The organism is Pseudanabaena sp. FACHB-2040 (assembly GCF_014696715.1).
Classification (GTDB): domain Bacteria; phylum Cyanobacteriota; class Cyanobacteriia; order Phormidesmidales; family Phormidesmidaceae; genus JACVSF01.
In genome coordinates, this window is record NZ_JACJQO010000008.1 from 222,251 (window position 1) to 241,361 (window position 19,111).

The following is a 19,111-nucleotide window of genomic DNA, read 5'->3' on the forward strand; positions in this document are numbered from 1 at the left end:
GTGTTTGCTCAGTGGGGCTGAGAACCAAACAGTTTTTCCAGCTGCTTTTGCACCCAGGCCACAGGATTTTTATCGTAGTCCTGGTTAATCAATCCCAATTCGCGTAAACGCCGTTTTTGCTGGTTCAGCTCTACTTCGTGGCGACCCATTTCCTGCACAATCAGATCGTACAATCGGGGCTGACTCTGCAAAATCTGTTTAAACCCTTGGGGACTAATGGCAAATACCGTCGTGTCTTCCAACGCTGCTACAGTGACGGTGCGCGGAATTCCCAACATGAGCGAAAATTCACCGATGAACTGGCCTGCCGCCATAACCGTCGGCTGTTCCTGATTGTCGAGTGTGTAGCCCACAGATCCATACAAAATAATGTAAAACGCATCCCCCGGATCGCCTACTTTGTAGAGCACTTCACCAGCCTCTAGCCGCCTGCGATAGCCAATTTCTACCAGTTTTCGCAGCTCAACTGTAGTGCAATCTGCAAAGTAGGGAATTTTTTGCAGCAGATCTCGCACCGCCACTGGCTTAGCAGACGTTTCGCTAAAGGTTGGTACCGCCTGCTGCACCCAGGCCTGGTCTGCATAATCTGCCACCGATGACTGCACCACCACATTGGGGTTGCGGTGCCATAGATCATAGCGGGGAGAAGCGAGGCGAATATGGTGCTGGCGCAAATTTTGATCGATGATGAAGCGCAGGGAGCTTTCGGTTTTGTGCTTGAGATCGACTCGATCCACCCAAATCCACAGCACAAAATCTAGTGAATTCTGACCGAAGCCGGTAAAAAGGACCTCCGGTGGATATTCATAGGAAACCGCCTCTTCTAAATAGGCAGAGTCGAGCAGAGCCTCGATCACCAACACCGGATCACTCTCATGGGCAACGCTGACATTGACAGGTACCCAGCCTTTGAAGTTGTTGTAGGTCCAATTAGTCACCTGGTTGCTAACTAGATTGCTGTTAGGGATTACAATGTGCCGCTCAGTAATCGTGCGGATTATCGTCGATCGCAGCGAAATTTCAATGATGTAGCCCGATAGCCCTTCCCACTCAACAAAGTCGCCCACTTTCAGCTTGCGCTCCACCAGCATGGCGATACCGCTGATAAAGTTGCGGGTAATATCCTGTAGGCCAAAGCCAATGCCAATGCCCAGACTGCCCGCCAACACGGCTACCGACGCTAGGTTGACCCCTATAGCCTGCAGCAAAATCAAGACGAGGATCGCCGCTAGGCTGTAGCTGGTAATCGTGGCGATCGATTCTCGGGTGCCCTGTTTAAGGCCTAAACGGCTCAAAATCTGATTGGCAAAGACGCGCTTAAAGCTGAGGGAAAATAGCAGCGCCATGAGCAGCACTAAAAAAAACTGTGCGATCGCACTCAGGGTCAAAGATGCATTGCCGAAGTTGAGAAATGGCGTGTTTAGAAGTTGATCAGCCGTCCGAAAAAAACTATCCATCAGTTCATTCAAATCATCTTTGGGCAGGGTTGGAAATGGGCCACACTCAAACTGAGATTAAGGTTCCATCACCCCAAGTGCTGGCAAGAAGTCTTAGGTAGAATGATAGGCAGAGTATTGGGGTGATAATGACCATTTCTTCATGGGGGAAGCCAAACAATTTCTTCTAACCTGCATTGAGCAGGCTCCTCATGTCAATGTTGCCGCCGCTTGTTACATCTGATATGTCAACCTCTTGATCACTGCTCTGCAAGCAACTTGTAAATCTCGCGCTTGAGTAAGCAGCTCACGTACTTGATTGGCCTGCTCCAGATTGCCACTTCGAGCGACCTGAGCGACAGCATCATTGAGCTGTGTTGAAGTACGCCGCAACTCAATCAATTCAGAGGACTTACTTTCTGTAGAATTGTTGTGAGCGCTCTTGGAACCGGATCGCTGATTGCGATCGCTCAAGAGCCGTCTGCCACTCTCTGTAATTGTATAAACTCGCTTGCCATCGTCCTCCTCACTCGTAAATCAAAATTCCGACCGCCCCAGTGTGTCAGGTAGCGCGATCGGAACTTTGGGCTCAACTGATTGGCAATCTAACCGAGCTGAGTAAACTCAAAAACATCATGGCTGCCCCCTTGCAGCACAGAGACCGTATGCTTGCCCTTCAGGCGTTTGCCTGTCAGCGCCTCAAGCGCTCCCCAAACCGCACCGAGGGTGAAAGTGCACTTGCGCGTCGAGCCTAGAGGTTCCCCAGTGGAACAGACCGTCTCACGCGTGTAAGCCTTGATCACATCGCCCTCCTGCTCAATTTTCTCTAGCACCAGCAAACGAGTGCCATCAGGACCAAGTGCCTGAGCTAGCCTTTGAGTCGCCTCAGAGAGAGGGACTGCCGCCTGGCTTAGCCCTAACTCAGCTGCTAGCTTCTTGCCACGAGCCCGACCAGCTGCAATCAGTGAGATAGCCGTCGCTTTTTCACCCAGAGCATCTTCTATTCCAACAATGATTGACTTCAAACAAACAACACTGCTGAAATTACCGAGGGTTTCGCGCATTGCAGTAGACATGGGTGACTCCTTTTTATGGGTTAAATAACTCAAGGGTTGAATTCAAAGATGACAAGACAGATCAAGCAACAAGCGGTTGAATTTCCGAGACAGCGCGCTTGATTTCCAGAAACAACAGCCCCTGTTTAGCGCTGGCATTAGCTAGCACCAGAAGAACCGCATCGACGCCACAGCCGACTAAGACTCCAAAGCCCTTTTCTCCCTCGACAAAAATGCGGTCGAGTGCACCTCTAGCGAGTTCATGACCAATGCGCTCACCGAGAGAGAGCATTGCTGCAGACATAGCAGCAGTTCTTTCCTCATCGAAGCCAGAGGGCAGAGCAGAAGCTAAGGCAAGACCGTCAGGGCTGACTAGGGCAACGCCTTGAATCTCTGAGCTACTGCTGACGAAATTCTGGAGGACATCTTGGAGCAGGGAAGTGTTAATCATGTTTTTCTGTGGGGAAAGCAATAAGTTTTGAAAGGATTGATTAGAAAGGTCTTCCACACAAGATAGATGAAGCTTTTGGTAACTAAGGGAACTCTAATTAGTAGCAGTTTTGAGTTGAACTACCTGGATTTAGCCGATTAATGAGAACACACAACCGAGGTCTGTATTTTTGAAGCAAGCTACAAAGACAGAGTTTGTTAATGCTGCTGTAGAAGAGGAATTGATAACATCTTCTGAGTAAGAGCTATCAGAAGCTTTGTCTTCAGCGATTTGCTTCTCTTGATTCTTAAGTTAGAGCGCAAAGGTGGAGAACTTGGGGAGAAAAGAAGAGAGTTTCAATTCAAGTCCTCAATGGGCTACTCAATTAAGGTTCAAACTAACGCAGGTAGTTTTAGCGACTGTGGACGTTTATGGGCACTCTTTGAGGGAAGTATTTGGAAGTGTGTCAGTGTTTCTACTAGGTTGGCTAAAGGGCTCTCTGCTGCGCCAATGTAGAGGAGGATGCTAGTAGATGGGTCTTCCTCGAATTGCTCCAGTATCTAGTCTTGAAGTTTTCAAGTTTTATGACGACTACGCTATCCACGAAGCCGTTCTGTATGAGGGCACAGTTTTGAGGCTGGCGATGGTCTTTCAACTTGAACAACGACAAGAGGCTTTTCAGTTTGCCTACTGCTTGAGCCAAGAGTACATCACGCTTATATCGCCCTGTTCTACCCTGTATCGGGTGTGGGTAGATATACGATGTCATACGGATTCCAGACTATCGTGTCAAATCAAACACTGAGCTCTGTAGTGGCCTTGCTATTCGTCAGGGTAGCAAATTGATGTTATGGGGGCAGGAAGCTTGAATCTTCTAGTGCCTAGCTGAGATAGCTAATGAGACGTTGACTTGCGGAAGCGGTATAGAACCTTCAAGCGGGCAGTAGATCGCTTTACTTGGCCCGCCCGCATAAGTTTGTCTCAATGTGGCTTAGTTGCCATTGAAGGGAAATCAAAATTTCCTTCTTTTCTCCCCAAGTTCTCCACCTTTGCGCTCTAACTTGGCAGGCAAGAGCAAAGGATCGTTAGAAATATTGCTCCTAGCAAAGTACTGGTTTCTTCTAAAGCTGACTTCGTTCGCTAAGGCTGGCCTGTTTGAAGAATGAGTCCAGCGTTTTGCTGCTTAAAGTTTCGACAGCCTATTGATTCATTTCTGGCTTAAAACTCATATGCAGAGCAATCCCAGGCTTTTCTTCTATTCGTACCTATCTCGCTTTAGGGTGCTGAGAAAAAGTTACACCACCAAAATTATGGTAGTAGCCTTTCTAGGAACTCACATTCCTCTGCTGTCTCTCTTATTTAGCTTTGTCACTTCGACGGCTTATTCTTGGGAGACGGCAATGGGAGTCTTGGGGGTGGCACTGATAGCGACACTAGGCGGAACGGCAGCTACGCTCTATGCCCTACACCACTTGCTAGCTCCGGTCAGACTGACCTCGATAGCCTTACGAAACTATCTTCGCTTTCAGAAGCTGCCTGAGTTGCCCACACAGTTTGCTGATGAGGCTGGTACGCTGATGGCAGATACCTCGCAGACTCTACATCAGCTCAATGAGCTAATTCACTACATCAGCAACTACGACAATCTGACCGGCTTGCCTAACCGTAAGCTGCTTTGCGATCGCATCTGCCAGACCTTACTTCGCCCTGAGCACAACCAGCGGATGGTGGCTGTCTTAGTAGTAAGCATCAATGACTATACCGGCATCAGCCAAGCGCTAGGGCAAGAGGCACTGGGCCTGCTGTTGAGAACGGTGGCTCAGCGGTTAACAAACAACATTGGCTCAAGCGATCTTCTGGCCTACCTGGGCAAGGATGAATTTGCGATCGCCCGAATCGATATTCCCTCTTTAGAAAGCTTGGTAAAGCTATCTCAACTGCTGCTCAGTACCCTGGCCAAGCCTTTTTTACTAGCAGGCAGATCGCTTCACATCACAGCTAGCATCGGTTTGTCCCTGATGAGCATTGAAGACAGCCAGCAGATTGATCAGCTGTTGCAGCAAGCCCAGATGGCCCTAACCCAGGCCAAGCAGCAGGGAGTCAGCCAGTATCAGTTTTATTCTCCCGAACTCAATGCCCAACTGCAAGAACGCCTAGCCTTAGAAAATGATCTCTATGGGGCCTTGGAGCGCAATGAGATGATTGTCTATTACCAGCCCTTGGTGGATTTGCGCACGGGGCAGGTGACTGCAGTTGAAGCTTTGGTTCGGTGGCAGCACCCCATTCGAGGAATGGTTTCCCCAGCCCAGTTTATTCCAATTGCAGAAGCGAATGGGCTGATTGTAGCGATTGGAGAATGGGTTTTGCAGCAGGCCTGTATTCAGTGTCGGCTCTGGCAGCGGGCCGGACTGCCGCCCCTGCGCATGTCTGTGAACCTCTCAGCCCGGCAGTTTGAACAACCGAATCTGGTAAACATTGTTAGCCAGATTTTGCAGAAGAGTGGGCTAGATCCAGCCTACCTGGAGCTAGAAGTGACTGAAAGCTTTCTAATGGATGACATTGAGCGCTCAGTTTCAACGCTGAAGCGGCTCAGAGACTTGGGAGTAGTGCTGGCCCTCGACGATTTTGGCACCGGCTATTCTTCTCTGAACTACCTGAAGTGCTTTCCCGTGGACATGCTGAAGATTGATCGCTCCTTTGTGCAGGATACGCTCTCTCATCCTGATAGCGCAGCGATAACTGATGCCATCATTGCCCTGGCTAAAAGTCTTCGTCTCAGCATCACGGCAGAGGGGATTGAAACCCAGGCACAGCTCGATTATTTACAAACCCGGGGCTGTCACGAGGGCCAAGGATTCTACTTCAGTCGCCCCGTGCCCCCAGAAGCCCTAGTTGAACTATTGCTGCGGCCGTCTCAGCCACTGGAAGCTTATGCGAGAAGACTCCAATGTACGGTGCCAGTTTAAGCAAATTCAAGACAAATTCAATGCAGGCCAAGCAAACTGACCTACTGCTCCTTGTAGGTTCTATTAGCTTTGTACTAGCCTCTGAGGGGACTTATTAAGAGTAATTAGTAGTTAGTAAGTTTTGAGCTAGAAGGCGCGTCTGAGCGATAAGCTGTTGTTCCCCATCTCAGCTGCTTCATAATAAAAACATTCGGCAGTTCTTAAAGATATGATTGCCACAGCCCAGCCGCAGAAAATGAGCGTTGAAGCATACCTGGAGTGGGAACCCTGCCAGGAGCTTCGCTATGAGTACGTCAACGGCGAAGTCTATGCCATGACAGGTGGCAGCTTGCCCCATAACGATATTGCCGTCAACCTGCTCACGGCCCTATACCCCCATATTCGGGCTCAGGGCTGCCGAATTAATATCGCTGATGCCAAAGTCAACGTTGCTCCGCCGATCTACCGTTACCCTGACCTAGTCGTGAGCTGTGATGAGCGCGACCGAACTGCCGTCAACGCCATTCATTACCCCAAACTCATCGTCGAAGTGCTCTCCCCTGGAACAGAAGCTTTTGACCGGGGGAACAAGTTCAAGGAATACCGTAGCCTGCCAAGCTTAGAAGAATATGTCCTGATCAGTTCCACGCAAATCGGCGTTGAGATCTACCGTCGGGGTGAAGGGCGGCTGTGGCTTTACTACCCCTATCAGGATGGAGATACGCTCAAGCTGGAGAGCATAGGATTTGAGTTGCCTATTGCCCTCCTTTATGATGCGGTTCAATTGGAGAGCTGAGTCTTAGCAAAGGTCAGACGGGCTAAGCTTAAGCAGAGGGCGGAGAGAGCCGCCAAACTAGCAGCATCCCGTCCTATCCTCACTAACATCATTAGACCAAACAGAATTTAGCCTAGGTTCATGAGGCTTTACCGATGGTTTACAGCCCTGCTGGGAAAAAACCCTTACAGTAGACCTGGAGCAATAGCTCTGTATGGGTATTTCTTATAACTGAAGCAGCCCCGGCAGTCTTTCTACTGGGGTTATAAATTCTCTCCGTAGGCATGGTTCGCTTTGTGGCAGGCCCGCTATACTGATGTACTAATTGTTATCCCCTTTCCCTTTGACCATGTCAGCCTCGAAGCTCAACCGCCTGATTGAATACCTAAAAGAGACGCTGGCAGTGCCAACCGATGCGATCGCACTGGGACTGCGCCAAGCAGGTCAGGCAACGAATCTGCTGCCGATGGTGCTGTGGCAGTATGGGCTGATCAGCACCCGGCAACTCAACCAAGTCTTTGACTGGATGGAGCACCCGTAAACTAAGGCACCTCATAATCTCGCTGCCGCTTTTCCCCTGCAGGTTTAGGCTGACGCGGTAGCACCTACTTCGCGGCCTATCCTCTGCCGCCTCAATCTGCTCTGGCTCCCTAGTGATGTCTTAAAAACCTTCAGCCTAGGGTTGTAGGATATAGCGGCCTCGCCACTTTGGAATCTGATACTGGCAAGGCTGCCTGCTTTGGATTGAGACGCATGTTTGCTCATTTTCTACCGTCCTCCACCTGTGAGATCCAGGATGTGGAGGCTATCGCCCTGCTGCAACAAATTCAGCGTCGTGTTGTTCAAGTGCCGGTTAGGCAAAGTACAACAGCGATCGCAACCGCTTATGTCCATTACCCGTCTGATTCATCACCTCTTTCCCCTGGCACGGTTCCTATTCTGCTGCTGCACGGATTCGACAGTTCCCTGTTAGAATTTCGGCGGTTACTTCCCCTACTGACACACCGTCACGAAATCTGGGCAACTGACCTGTTGGGCTCAGGATTTACCGAATACACGGCTACGCTGGCGGTCAATCCCCAGACGATCCGGCAACATCTGCTTAGCGTTGTAAAAGCCTGGATCGGGCGACCTGTAATTTTGGTCGGAGCCTCTTTGGGGGGAGCCGTCGCGATTGACTTTGCCTTGTATTGTCCGGACTGGGTGCGATCGCTCGTTCTTATAGATAGCGTTGGCTTTTCTGGCAGCTTTCCTGTGGGGCAGTTTCTCCCAAGTCCACTGATCGAACTAGGCGCAGATTGGCTGTATTTTCGCAAGCATGCTGCTCTGGCTGCTGCCTCAGTCTTACCGATATTGGATGTAAGCCTGCTGGACGCCCTGCGCTGCTCGCTGCTGCATCAGGAAATGCCAGGGTGGAAGGATGCGATCGCATCCTTTACCAAAAGTGGGGGTTACGCGAACTTGAGCGATCGCATGGCTCAAGTCACTCATCCCACCCTCATTTTGTGGGGAAAAACAGATGGTGTCTTAGGAACGGTAGATGCCACCCGGTTTGAGCAAGCAATTGCCGGTAGTCAACTGGTTTGGGTTGAGGGAGCCGGGCATGTTCCCCACTTCGATCGACCTCAGGTCGTTGCGGATCATCTGTTGTCCTTTGCCCGGCAGATTGAGAGGTAGGAGCGCTAGAGGAACCAGGAAGTCTACCAACAGACAGTACCCTGCCCCAGTCCTGATAGCCCCCAATAGAGAGAGTTCTAATTCTGTTGTGCCTGTGGAAACTCTCATTCAGATTGCTCCCAATATAGCGGCAGTTCTCTTGATGTTGTTAGGGGGAGCAGCGCTGCTTTTTCCCAAAACAATGGCCGCCTTCGTGGGTCTAGGCCCTATTGCCCCAGTCGGAATTTCTGAGATTCGCTCAACTCTAGGCAGTTTCTTTTTGGGACTAGGAGCCACCTGCTTGTGGTTGCAGTCTACAGATGCCTTTACAGTCCTAGGGGTGGCTTCTCTGGTGGCTGCCGCTGCACGGTTGATATCGAGCATCGTTGACCACAGCATCACCGTTAAGAATATTGGCGGCGTGGTGGCAGAAGCTTTCTTGGGGGCTCTGTTTCTGTTTAGTTGGATGTGGCAGGCTTGAGTTAAAACTAAATCATTAGCCTTACGGCAGGGAAACCCAGGTGCCATGAAAGCCATAAGGAACCCGCTGCGGCATTTGAATGCGAGCGATGGCTTCATCCGTCATTGCTTGCGAGCTGACGATGACTAACTCAGACATGTTCTGCGCTTCATCATGCACAAAGGTCATCAACCAGCCATCATCCTCGGCGGTTGCGCCTGGTCGTGGTACAAAGACCCCTTCCCCACCATAGCGTCCGGCTCCAAACGAATGAACCTGAACGTCCTGATTGTCCAAGTCAAACTTCAGTAATCCATCAAACTTCGGCATTTCGGTAGGAGCACTCTGGCCAGCATAGCCATAGCGAGACTGCCTACCCAAATACTGCTCATTAATGCGAGGAAACTCGCAGGCGCGATCGTCGAGTGTCTGTTCCTGCACAGCGCCTGTCTTCAGGTTAAACTGCCACCGGTAGAGCAACGGCACGTCGCTGCCAACCTGGCGATTGTCTCCCTCGTGAGAACCGGGAGACGCCCCCAAAACGCTTGTGCTACCTGTGCGACAAGCCATTAAAACAACGTCATCCCCATCCTCATATGCATTTAGGGTATGGAAGACATAGCAGCTGGGTGCTTCAAACCAGCGAATCGTCCCGCTGTCTCCATGTCGGGGCAGAATCCCAAATCGACTGGGACGATCTCGCTCGAAGGCAAAGGCAGGTTCTCCCTGTTGCAGCCGCTCCATCCGGAATGTGAGGGGTAAATCCATGAAAAGGGTGTAGTGCTCTGTGATGGCAAAGTCATGCATCATCACTCCAACCGGCAGATCGATTGGAACAGTTCGCAGCAGGTCTCCCTCAGCCGACACGACACTGTATTTGACGTAAGGCGGTTGGGCCAGCGAATAGCCAAAAAACATCATTTCCCCTGTCACCGGATCCACTTTGGGATGGGCAGTCACAGGAGAGGTCAGCTTGCCGTTAAAGGTGTGTGTGCCGATTGTTTCTAGGCTAGGCACGTTGATCGCGTGCGGTTCCCCCCCTTCCCAAAGCGCCAACATGCGATCGCAATGCCACACGAGCGCTGTATTGGCCACGTTTTTGAAGCCTGCTTCAGAAGGTTGAAGCAAGCCACCAAACACGGCCCGCCCTGCTTGTCGCTCCTGCTCAAACCCCTGCGTCCGAATATAGCGATTGCGGTAGCTCGCTTTGCCGTCTTGGATGTGAACGCCATGCAGCATTCCATCCCCATCGAACCAGTGGTAGCGCCCCAGTGGTGAAAACTGCGGATTGGGACCATTGCGAACAAACATCCCATTAAGCTCGGCTGGTAACTCGCCCACGACAAGCAACTCATCGACAGTTAACTCTGTCTCTACAGGAGCAAAATTACCAGTGAGGTAGGGGTTGAGGGTGGCTGTCATAAGGGTGAGAAAACCTGTTTGTCTCTCCCTTGTAACAGAAACGCTCGTGTTACGGATGGAATGTACTGCAAATGTGCAAAATCACTTAGACAAAGAAATGAGTAATTAGGTCACTGCATCAACAGGAACGCAGTTGCAGATTGCGATCGCAAAAGTCCCTGCTTGCAGCTGCAAGCAGGGACTTTCCAGCAAAAACCTAAGCGCGAGCAGTCGTTCGGCTCCGCTTGAGGAGCTTATACCCCAAGAGAGCGCTGCCCAAAGCGATCAGTGCCATTTCTACTTCTGGCTCCGGAATCGGCGTGTATTCAAATACCTCACCCGCAAGCGCAGGGGTGAGTGCAGGCGGCTTGCGAGCCTTTGTTGCCTGCTCCAAAGAATACGCTAGCCCAAGAAGTTTTGACTCACTGTAGGGACGACCCGTCATTGAGAGCGTAAGTGGTAGGCCCTGAGTACCAAACCCAATGGGCACCGTAATATCGGGTAAACCAACAGAGCTAGCAAACTCAACTTGTCTAGCAGGTGGAGACCCAGGCAGGCTGACAAAAGTTGGGTCCGTGACGCCAGGAACCGGACGCGCAAATGTGCCAATCGTGGGGAAAACAAACGCATCTAGGCTGAGAGAATCTAGCGTATCGAGAAGCGTGCCCCGCACAAGGGGCGTTAATACCTCGGCCACTTCAACATAATCAGGATCAGTTAAACCCTCCGAGGTGGCTGAGCCGCGCAGCGTGCCTAAAATTCGCGAAGGAGTCTCCGACTCTGCCACTTCCGGAGATTCCAGAGCCGCAATCAGATCATCAATTGTTTTTGGATAGTTCGGACCAGTCGTCGCTAGATATTCCTCCAAATACACCTTCTGCTCAACCGGAATGGCTGTACCGTACAGCCCGCTTAAGGTGGCTAGAAAATCATTTTCAAAGGAAATCTCAAAGACCTCTGCCCCCAACCCCTTCATCGTGGCAAGCGCCTCTCGCACTAGCTGAGTAACTTCAGGATCAACCCCGTTCTCCTCACCAATGTAGTTAGTGACCAGGCCTAGCTTCGCCCCTTTGAGTGTGCCTTTATCCAGAAACTGCGTGTAGTCGTCATAGAACTTATCTAGCTCGACCGGAGGTGCTGCAATTGGCGTCTGTAGCGTGGGATTGTTTGGGTCAAATTCTGCCATTATCCCAAGGGCAATAGCGACATCCTCCACCGAACGAGCCATTGGACCAATCGCATCCCTGGACAATACGAAAGGGATAATGCCGTCTAGACTTAACAGACCACGAGTGGGCCGCACACACACCAACGCCTGAAAAGAGCAGGGCGTGCGAATAGAGCCACCCGTGTCGCTGCCGGTACCCAAGGTGGCAAAGCCAGCGGCAATGGCAGCCCCGGTTCCACCACTAGAGCCGCCCGACTGCCGTAGCAGGTTATAGGGGTTATAGGTCTGTCCGCCTAGAGAACTGTAGCCCGACCCTGAGATAGCAAGCTCGTCCATCTCCGCCTTGCCAAAAATAATCGCGCCCGCATCTCGTAGTAGATCAACCACAAAGGCATCGTTGTCAGGAATAGATCCTGCTAGGGCATCAGAACCGCCCGTAGTGGGCATATCAAACGTATCGTGATTGTCCTTAAGCAGAATCGGAATACCGTGCAAAAGACTTCTTGGGCCTGTGGTCTGCCGCTCCAGATCAAGGGCTTTAGCAATTTCTAACACCTGGGGGTTAGTGGTAAGCACCGAGTTAATAGCAGGTCCAGTGTCATCGTATGCCTCAATCCGATTGAGATAGAGCCGGACGAGCTGTTCCGAGTTGAGAACCCCCTGATCAAAGACTCTATTGATGTCCTTGATGCTGGCACTTTGTAAGCTAAAAGTCGCAGCTAGAGCCGCTTCTGAGGAAACTACCCCCAGTGATATAAGTGTCGCCGCTGCACCGCCGATTGTTTTTAGCATGGTATCCCTATAGATAGATGAGCCCCACCCCTCTATCTGAAAGCCGTTAGTTAGATGCGGCTCCCAGACCCTGGATTGAGGACAAATAAACTACTCAATACCCTGCTGGAAATTATTGAAAAATACTGTAACCGACCAGACACTTAAAAGAAATTACAAGCCTACTCACCCCAAACGCCGCTCCTATCTAGCTCAACTTGGCTGCTTGGGTTAACGAATGCAAAGCTGCCCCGTCGCTTCTAAGCAAGACTCGTAGACCAGAAGCGGTAGCTGGTGAAAATGCGAAACTAAGAACGGCGAGTGAGGGCAGCACATCAGCTTCAGAAATCAGCTTTTGTGTGCATCATTACCGTCGTCTGCCACCAAAACCACGACGTGGAGCCGAGCGGCGTGGGCGCGAACTGCCAAAACCTCCGCCCGAAGGCCGAGCCCGCTCAGTCCGTCGGTTATTGCGTCGCAGATTGCTATTGCCGAAGCCGCTGCCTGAGGGTCGGTTGGTGTTAACGCGTGGGGCATTGCCATTAGTCGAGCGCAGTCGCCCGCTCGCCCGAAACTGACGGTTCCGATATTCAGCAGGAGGTGCTTGGTAGCGTGACTGATAACGCGAAACAGCTTCGTTATAGTTACGTCCATAACCGCCATAGCCTACCAGTGCTATTCCCGGTCGATAAACCGGCGGAAGGTAATATTGCGGACGGAAGAGTAAGTTGCCCACCACCTGACCCGCTAACGCTCCTGCAAACGGCGTCCAAAAGCTTGGCTCTTGACGAACAATGACGACTTCTTCCTGTCCGCTCTGCGGATCGATTTGAGTTTCAGTGACGTTGTGAACGTATTCAATTCGGAAATCGGGTGTCAGATACAGCGCAGGTTGTCCTTGCTCAACGCGCAATTCGCTCAATTTGCCAGCAGAAATTTCTTCATCTGTTAGGCGCGCTAATGGTAAATTGGCGCTGCGAAACAACGACTGCCCAGGCTCAGTGTTGAGCAGTATCAGGCTATATTCACCCAAACTGTCGTCGTAGGTGGCTTGCTGTACAGGATAAACTCCGTCTGTGATTGAGCTGACAGCAGCAGGGGCAGTCGTTTCTTGCGGGAGCTGCGGTGCCGGTTGCGAAGTGGAGTATCCTTCTAGGCTAGAGCAGGCAACCGACGACCACACTAGAGTCAATGCTATTAAGGAAGCAGAAAGTTTACGTATCATTGTAGTTAAGAGGAAATTGTGCCAAATCAGAAGAATTAAAGGGGAATGAGTTCAGGGAAGCTTTCAATCAGTTGGTCCGACGTGAGTTCGTCTCCTACTTGGGCAGGGGAAAAATGTATTTGAATTGCTCGTAAGGTTCCCCTATAGTTCAGATCGATTAGAGCTTTTAAACCTGTTCTTAATGCATGGATGTCAGCTAGATTGGCTTCTAATTCAGGTGCTTCGCCTTCAAAGGCAGCTGTAATCATGACAACCACATTTTGTGTCATGGGGATTGCGAAATTTTCGCTGCTATTTGGGCCAAAGTCTGCTGAACTACCATAACGTCCAGCCGAGTCGGTAAATAGTTCGTTTATGTAATCTCCAGCTTCGCCTTCATCCCAAACTACGTCTCCTTCATTGGCTGCTGATTGCCAAAAAGTGTCATACTCCAGCAAGGTTTCACAAACTCGCACGAGTTGTTCGCCCAACACTGGCATATCCCCTTTTGAATCGACCGCCTCACGTCCAGCCTGATTAAGTACGCCCAACAGTGGTGCTACTTCTCGGCCTGAAAGATGCACAAAAACGCGACATACAACAAAGCGTGTCTGTCCGCTAAGCTGATTGAAGCGACCACGCAAACTCATAGCAATTTAATTTATTCAAAAAAAGTTCGCCGCTTCTATCGTAGAGCGCCAAGTTCGCGGTCGTCTTCACCTAAAGGTCGATTGATGGTGCGATTTTCATCATGGTTTAGGCAGAGATTTCTATGGTCCAGTTCACGTTGAGCACTGTACTAGCGGTCTGCAAATTCTTCTGCCTCAATCGGCAATACCATCGGTGGATTGTTGAGCAGCTGCCAGTTGTGGTTGCCCCTTGGGCTAGACCATTAAGTGTTAGGCGAACTGCTTGGCTTGTCTTACAGCCATCGGAAAGTCTGGCACCAGAGGAGGAGCAGCTTTTGCGGCGTCTCACCAACAACCAGAGTCATCGGGAGCCAGCACTTTGGCCCAAGGCTTTGTTCGCATGACCCACTACGACCGAATTGAGACGTGGTGAGAGTTGGTCATGCGTGCGTTCCTGATAGTCAGTTTGTTTGCCGATGCCTTCAATGACGCTTACCCAATCAGCACCAAAAATTTGTTCAGCATCTTTGATGGGATAGCCAGTGGGGGTGAAAGAGCCTGCTCAACAATCTGCGCTTAGTCATTCAACCGGTGATTTGTTTCAATGGGCTCAAACAGTAGCTAAAGGTTTCTCCTATCCCTTTTCTCAGACTAGGCTTTGAGCAACTGACAAGTCTAGTGAATTAGTTTTCCTGCCCACTTTTACAAAGCCTCATCGCAACCCTGTGTTTTCTCCTGCCTAATGTAAAAGAGGGGTAGGACAGCAGCCATGACACCACGATTGCTGTCTTTCCACAGCACAAACTGTCTATCACTAATTCAATTTTAGGTTTAGCTCATTTATTCGATTGCCTTTATAGTAAGCGCATTACCAACGGACAATTGACGATGATGCCAGTTGATCCATACGCCGCACCATTAGGTCCCGTAATCCAACCTTGTTGCACAAAGCGTAGAATTTGAAACTCTTCTAACAATCGAGAACGGTAGCCCTGATCGATGGCTTCAGTCGTCCATTCTCCTAAATTAAGATCCCACAGCGGACTATAGTCTAGCGCAATTGTAGGAACTCCTCCGAAGATGTTAATGGGACCATTGCCGTCCACAATTGCGCTGTTTAATCCTTGTCGCTGAGGATTGTTCCGACCCGTAGGACCGTTTGCAAATACGAAAAGCCGCTCCACTGCACTGAAGGCACCATCATCGCCCCCTATCCTAACGTCACTTAACCCAGGTGCCAACGTTGAAGCTTCTAATGTGGCTGCTACAGCGTCATTTGAGTCAAAGCTAATGTACAAAACAGGTCGAGCAAAGCTCATACCGGGTGTAAGGTTGAGCGTTACTGTCATCGCGGCTGGATCAATCTTGACCACTTTATCGTGCACTAGACGATAATCTGGGTTGCCATTAGGAAACGAGATTTCTTCTGCACTAACGTCAAACGCAATGATTGGAGCATTATAGATATGCCCATTGGCGTTTGCAATGCGTACTAGGGGAGTATAGTTGCGATCGCCTACCGATCCGGGTTGAGCCTGTTCCGGTGGAAAAGCATTTGGGCTGCCAGGCTCTATTGATCGCACAGGACTAAAGTCTACTGCGCCATTCTCAAAGACCAACATTCCCTCTCGATCGAGAACCGCGTTTCGCACGGCCTGACCTACTTCTGCATAAGCCAATTTAGCTGAAAAATTGAGGCCTAATGCCTCAGTATTTCTTTGATCAGTAGTGTCTGTAAGAACGTACCAAACGCTTCGTCCATCCTGCAACCGTCCTTGATAGAGTGGTAGAGTTACCGTATTTGCTTGTTGATCAACTCGACCTGCTTTGAGAAGTTGATAAGGGCCAATAAGTTCACGCTGTACCTCAGATGGCGCTGGACCAAAATAAGTACCAGGAATTCCAGCTCCTACTTCAGGTGGTGCAGGAGCAATCTCATCGATTGTCATTGGTTCACTTTGAGCCAATGCTGTAGTAGAAGGTACCAAAGTCAACAGAGTTACTGCCAGGACTTCAAGTAGAGCAGCTAATTTTGAAGGATGGTTTAAATGATTTTGATTCACCGAGCATTTCCCTGGTATGAGGTTTCAAGGTCATTACTTCTACAAAGAAATGACACTGCTATTAATAAGGAGTAACTTTAATTTTCGCTGAGAGAGTGATTAGGACTTGCTTAAAGTTCTTGCTGGTTTAGATTCTTCTTTAGAGCGCATTTTTATATCTAGGATTGTTAGAAAGGTGCAGGTATAAGCGCAATGGCTTCAGGATTATCTCCCTTTCAAAGCAGCCCAAATTTCTCGGCATCATTTCCCCTGAGTCCTGGCCTGACTCCTGGGCAGGCTCAGCCCTGCATCAGAATCAACGCATAGCCCAGAACACCTAGGGTAAAGAGCCAAAACGGATTACCTTTCGTTGAGATCCCATGGGTAAGCACGTTGAAAATAACACCGCCTGCTGGGAAAGCTTGAATCGCGGCAAGGCTCCAGGCTTAGCCCTGTTCGTGTAAGCCGCTAATGACAATTCCAAATGGCCCTAGCCCCACCCTAGCAATAGCGTGCCGACTAAAATCCACCGTTCCTGCCGCTGGTATTGTTGGGGGTAGTGCTGATGCAAACTGTGGTCTTTGACCTAGTAATGCAAACCAATAGCGATGAATAGGAGTAGGCAATCAATGGGTCTAGCAGTATGGCTGAGCAGATAGCTAAACAGCAAGGTGTAGAGGGCGTAGGCAGCAATTGTCACTCCAAACTGCAATTCTGGACGCTGCTGGTTGCTGAAACCGTAGAATAGGAGCAATCCTAGCAATCCCAATAGGTAGACGCTCTTGGCTGCGATCGCAACTCCCGACAAAATCCTTTGGGCTTCGCCTAACTCGGGCAAGATATCGAGAAAGACATATGAGATTGCGACCCCGCCTGACATTGCCTGCCAAGGCAGCACCCGTCAAAAATTTAGGCCAGTGCTAGCAACCTGCGCTTAAGTGCAGAGTCGCAAGAAGCAAGATCAGCGGCAGGTTAAGGCTCATCGTTTTAGGGGTAGCTCCTTGTAGGCTGAGGTTAAGGGCTGGTGAGTATGCGAGGTGAGAGGGGTTCAAACGCGCTTGAGGTAGTGAATGCTAAATAACTGTTGGACCAAACCAGACGACTGCCGCTGAACTGCCAATTGTCAGCTTCTCAGGCGATACACTGCCGATCATGGCAGGCCGTCTTCTAGCGGCGTCGTCTTATAATGTGTAGGCTGTCTGCCCTGGCTAGCGCTAGCGACTCTTGTCTATGAGCTACTTTCGCCCTGCCGTTGATGCGATGACGGGCTATACTCCTGGTGAGCAGCCCCCTCCAGGCAGCCCAATCATTAAGCTTAATACCAACGAAAATCCTTACCCGCCTTCCCCCAAAGCCATTGAGGTACTACGAAGCTTAGACAGCGAATGGCTGCGGCGTTACCCCGATCCCTACGCTAGGGAGTTTTGTCAGGCAGTAAGTCAGGCGTTGGGCGTGCCCGCTGAGTGGGTAGTGGTGACTAATGGCAGTGATGAGCTGTTGAACCTGCTGGTGCGCGCCTGTGCGGAGGGTTGCGATCGCAAAGTTGTTTACCCAACCCCAACCTATGTGCTGTACCCGACGCTGGCCGCCATGCAGTCTGCTCAGGTGGTAGAAATTCCCTACTCAGAAGGGATGCAGCTGCCGCTGGAGGAACTGATAGCTGCCCAGGGATCGCTTACCTTGATCGCCTCGCCCAACAGCCCATCAGGGCATTTAGTACCGCTAACCGACCTGAGAGAACTGGCCCGGCAGGTCTCAGGTGTACTCGCCATTGACGAGGCTTACACGGACTTTGCTGAGTACTCGGCCCTGCCACTGGTCGAGGAGTTTGAGAACGTGATTGTGCTGCGCACACTGTCGAAGGGCTATTCCCTAGCAGGTTTGCGGCTGGGCTTTGGCATTGCTCAACCAGCGCTGCTGGCAGGCATATTCAAGCTTAAAGACAGCTACAACATTGATGTGATTGCAACCGCGCTCGGCACTGCCGCTATGCAAGATCAGCCTTACAAAACAGCCTATGCCGAAAAAGTCAAAGCCTCGCGTACTAAGCTCCAGGTTGACCTTAAGCAGCTAGGGTTCACAGTGCCAGAATCCCAGGGCAACTTTTTGCTGGTAACACCGCCAGACAAAAATGCTGAGGATTTGTATCACGCATTAAAGGCGCGAGGCATTTTGGTGCGCTACTTCAAGCAGCCTGGCCTAGATGACAAGCTACGGATTACGGTGGGCACCGAAGCCCAAAACCAAATGCTGCTGGAGGCGCTGACTTCAATCCAAAACAAGGAACAGGGACGGCGTATTCCGTTGTAGCAAGTGCCGTATCGACCTCAGTGGAGCCCGGCAAGTTCGCTACAGGACAAAACAATCCTCCCACGCGCAGTACCGCTTGGCTCAGAGGTTTAGAAGTATGCAACTTATAAAATACTGCAACTGAGTCGCGTGTATGAGTAGGCTCAGGATTTTGTCATTATGCACTCTTACCCAGGATGTAACGTCTCCCTAGCCAGGCTGAGTAGATCGAAAACATCAAGGGGAAGCAGGCGGGTGAATCTTATGGATAGCAGAGAAATGTCGCTCAATGGCAGAAATGCTCTGGTGCTTAACCGTTTTGACGAGAGACTGGACCTAGTAAGAGTAACCGCTGCCCAAAGCAGAGTGCTAAAAGTTGAGTTTGGTTGCTAAGCTAGCAGGCGCTACTTGATCCTAATGCTTCCATTGCTGAAAGCAAGGACAGCAGAATTTACATTTTTTTGTTTTACACGTCACAAAAAGGGAATAAGTCTGCTAAGCTTAACAAGCGGCCAACGAGAGGGCACCACATATAGTGTCCTAGCAAGCAGAGACAACTAGAGGTAGGGCAAATACCCAATTATTTCTAGTTCTCCTCTACACAGAGGGGCTGTTTATAAGGCAATATATAGAGGTGGCCAAAAAAAGGCCAAAAGAACCTAGACAAGAGAATAAGTTTGGAAGCCAGTTTATTAATTCTCGTCAATTAAGAATGAGTTTTGACTTAGGTCAAAGCGAGAGTTAACCGGATGAGAGCATCTGGTTCGAATTTTCTATTATGGAGAGTTTGATCCTGGCTCAGGATGAACGCTGGCGGCGTGCTTAACACATGCAAGTCGAACGGAATGCT

14 protein-coding genes, 1 rRNA gene and 1 pseudogene are annotated in these 19,111 nt (G+C 50.3%); 7 read left to right on the plus strand and 9 right to left on the minus strand.

The genetic code is table 11. The features are described from left to right. Positions 1–8: 8 nt before the first annotated feature. From H6G13_RS12445 to H6G13_RS12455, 3 genes and pseudogenes are all read right to left on the minus strand, one after another. On the minus strand, positions 9–1,457 hold the full coding sequence (locus H6G13_RS12445; protein WP_190483528.1) for a mechanosensitive ion channel domain-containing protein: 1,449 nt from the start codon (positions 1,455–1,457) through the stop codon (positions 9–11). A gap of 584 nt (positions 1,458–2,041) precedes the next feature. Next, complete coding sequence (locus H6G13_RS12450; protein ID WP_190483529.1) at positions 2,042–2,512, minus strand: hydrocarbon-binding protein; 471 nt, start codon at positions 2,510–2,512, stop codon at positions 2,042–2,044. A 61-nt stretch (positions 2,513–2,573) separates the two neighbouring features. Then, positions 2,574–2,948 (minus strand): annotated as a pseudogene (locus H6G13_RS12455) (roadblock/LC7 domain-containing protein); the annotation flags it as partial. Between the two features lie 1,202 nt (positions 2,949–4,150). Here H6G13_RS12455 and H6G13_RS12460 point away from each other — a divergent pair. From H6G13_RS12460 to H6G13_RS29140, 5 genes are all read left to right on the plus strand, one after another. Beyond that, positions 4,151–5,887: an EAL domain-containing protein gene (locus tag H6G13_RS12460; protein ID WP_190483531.1), complete on the plus strand. Its 1,737-nt coding sequence runs from the start codon at positions 4,151–4,153 to the stop codon at positions 5,885–5,887. A gap of 208 nt (positions 5,888–6,095) precedes the next feature. Continuing rightward, positions 6,096–6,662, plus strand: coding sequence for a Uma2 family endonuclease (locus tag H6G13_RS12465; protein ID WP_190483532.1), 567 nt, complete (start codon positions 6,096–6,098; stop codon positions 6,660–6,662). Positions 6,663–6,990: 328 nt separating this feature from the next. Then, positions 6,991–7,182: a DUF2949 domain-containing protein gene (locus tag H6G13_RS12470; protein ID WP_190483533.1), complete on the plus strand. Its 192-nt coding sequence runs from the start codon at positions 6,991–6,993 to the stop codon at positions 7,180–7,182. 212 nt (positions 7,183–7,394) lie between these two features. Next, the gene (locus H6G13_RS12475; RefSeq protein ID WP_190483534.1) at positions 7,395–8,318 is read left to right on the plus strand and encodes an alpha/beta hydrolase; all 924 of its coding nucleotides are present in this window, start codon (positions 7,395–7,397) and stop codon (positions 8,316–8,318) included. Between the two features lie 94 nt (positions 8,319–8,412). Next, a complete protein-coding gene (locus H6G13_RS29140; RefSeq protein WP_190483535.1) occupies positions 8,413–8,778 on the plus strand; it encodes a DUF4345 family protein in 366 nt (121 codons plus the stop codon). A 21-nt stretch (positions 8,779–8,799) separates the two neighbouring features. Here the strand turns inward: H6G13_RS29140 and H6G13_RS12485 are convergent, their stop codons facing one another. The 6 genes from H6G13_RS12485 to H6G13_RS12510 all read right to left on the minus strand — a co-directional run bounded on the left by H6G13_RS12485 (position 8,800) and on the right by H6G13_RS12510 (position 16,852). Further along, positions 8,800–10,179, minus strand: a complete 1,380-nt coding sequence (locus H6G13_RS12485; protein WP_190483536.1) for a carotenoid oxygenase family protein — start codon at positions 10,177–10,179, stop codon at positions 8,800–8,802. Positions 10,180–10,375: 196 nt separating this feature from the next. Further along, the gene (locus tag H6G13_RS12490; RefSeq protein WP_190483537.1) at positions 10,376–12,118 is read right to left on the minus strand and encodes an amidase family protein; all 1,743 of its coding nucleotides are present in this window, start codon (positions 12,116–12,118) and stop codon (positions 10,376–10,378) included. Positions 12,119–12,464: 346 nt separating this feature from the next. Beyond that, entirely contained in the window at positions 12,465–13,322 is an 858-nt protein-coding gene (locus H6G13_RS12495; RefSeq protein WP_190483538.1) for a hypothetical protein, read from the minus strand. A gap of 35 nt (positions 13,323–13,357) precedes the next feature. Further along, entirely contained in the window at positions 13,358–13,945 is a 588-nt protein-coding gene (locus tag H6G13_RS12500; protein ID WP_190483559.1) for a DUF1517 domain-containing protein, read from the minus strand. An 839-nt stretch (positions 13,946–14,784) separates the two neighbouring features. Further along, positions 14,785–15,993, minus strand: coding sequence for a hypothetical protein (locus tag H6G13_RS12505; RefSeq protein WP_190483539.1), 1,209 nt, complete (start codon positions 15,991–15,993; stop codon positions 14,785–14,787). A 565-nt stretch (positions 15,994–16,558) separates the two neighbouring features. Beyond that, positions 16,559–16,852, minus strand: coding sequence for a hypothetical protein (locus H6G13_RS12510; RefSeq protein ID WP_206756522.1), 294 nt, complete (start codon positions 16,850–16,852; stop codon positions 16,559–16,561). Positions 16,853–17,202: 350 nt separating this feature from the next. Between H6G13_RS12510 and hisC the strand changes: the two genes are divergently transcribed. Together hisC and H6G13_RS12520 are read left to right on the plus strand one after the other, a co-directional pair. Further along, positions 17,203–18,282 (plus strand): histidinol-phosphate transaminase, encoded by a 1,080-nt coding sequence (hisC, locus tag H6G13_RS12515; RefSeq protein ID WP_190483541.1) that lies wholly within the window; start codon positions 17,203–17,205, stop codon positions 18,280–18,282. A gap of 754 nt (positions 18,283–19,036) precedes the next feature. Continuing rightward, positions 19,037–19,111 (plus strand): 16S ribosomal RNA (locus tag H6G13_RS12520); the annotation flags it as partial.

Excerpts from the sequence above, each read along its gene's own strand:
- H6G13_RS12445 (WP_190483528.1), bottom strand. The coding sequence starts at position 1,457 with ATGGATAGTTTTTTTCGGACGGCTGATCAACTTCTAAACACGCCATTT.
- H6G13_RS12450 (WP_190483529.1), bottom strand. The coding sequence starts at position 2,512 with ATGTCTACTGCAATGCGCGAAACCCTCGGTAATTTCAGCAGTGTTGTT.
- H6G13_RS12460 (WP_190483531.1), top strand. The coding sequence starts at position 4,151 with ATGCAGAGCAATCCCAGGCTTTTCTTCTATTCGTACCTATCTCGCTTT.
- H6G13_RS12465 (WP_190483532.1), top strand. The coding sequence starts at position 6,096 with ATGATTGCCACAGCCCAGCCGCAGAAAATGAGCGTTGAAGCATACCTG.
- H6G13_RS12470 (WP_190483533.1), top strand. The coding sequence starts at position 6,991 with ATGTCAGCCTCGAAGCTCAACCGCCTGATTGAATACCTAAAAGAGACG.
- H6G13_RS12475 (WP_190483534.1), top strand. The coding sequence starts at position 7,395 with ATGTTTGCTCATTTTCTACCGTCCTCCACCTGTGAGATCCAGGATGTG.
- H6G13_RS12485 (WP_190483536.1), bottom strand. The coding sequence starts at position 10,179 with ATGACAGCCACCCTCAACCCCTACCTCACTGGTAATTTTGCTCCTGTA.
- H6G13_RS12490 (WP_190483537.1), bottom strand. The coding sequence starts at position 12,118 with ATGCTAAAAACAATCGGCGGTGCAGCGGCGACACTTATATCACTGGGG.
- H6G13_RS12495 (WP_190483538.1), bottom strand. The coding sequence starts at position 13,322 with ATGATACGTAAACTTTCTGCTTCCTTAATAGCATTGACTCTAGTGTGG.
- H6G13_RS12510 (WP_206756522.1), bottom strand. The coding sequence starts at position 16,852 with ATGTCAGGCGGGGTCGCAATCTCATATGTCTTTCTCGATATCTTGCCC.
- hisC (WP_190483541.1), top strand. The coding sequence starts at position 17,203 with ATGAGCTACTTTCGCCCTGCCGTTGATGCGATGACGGGCTATACTCCT.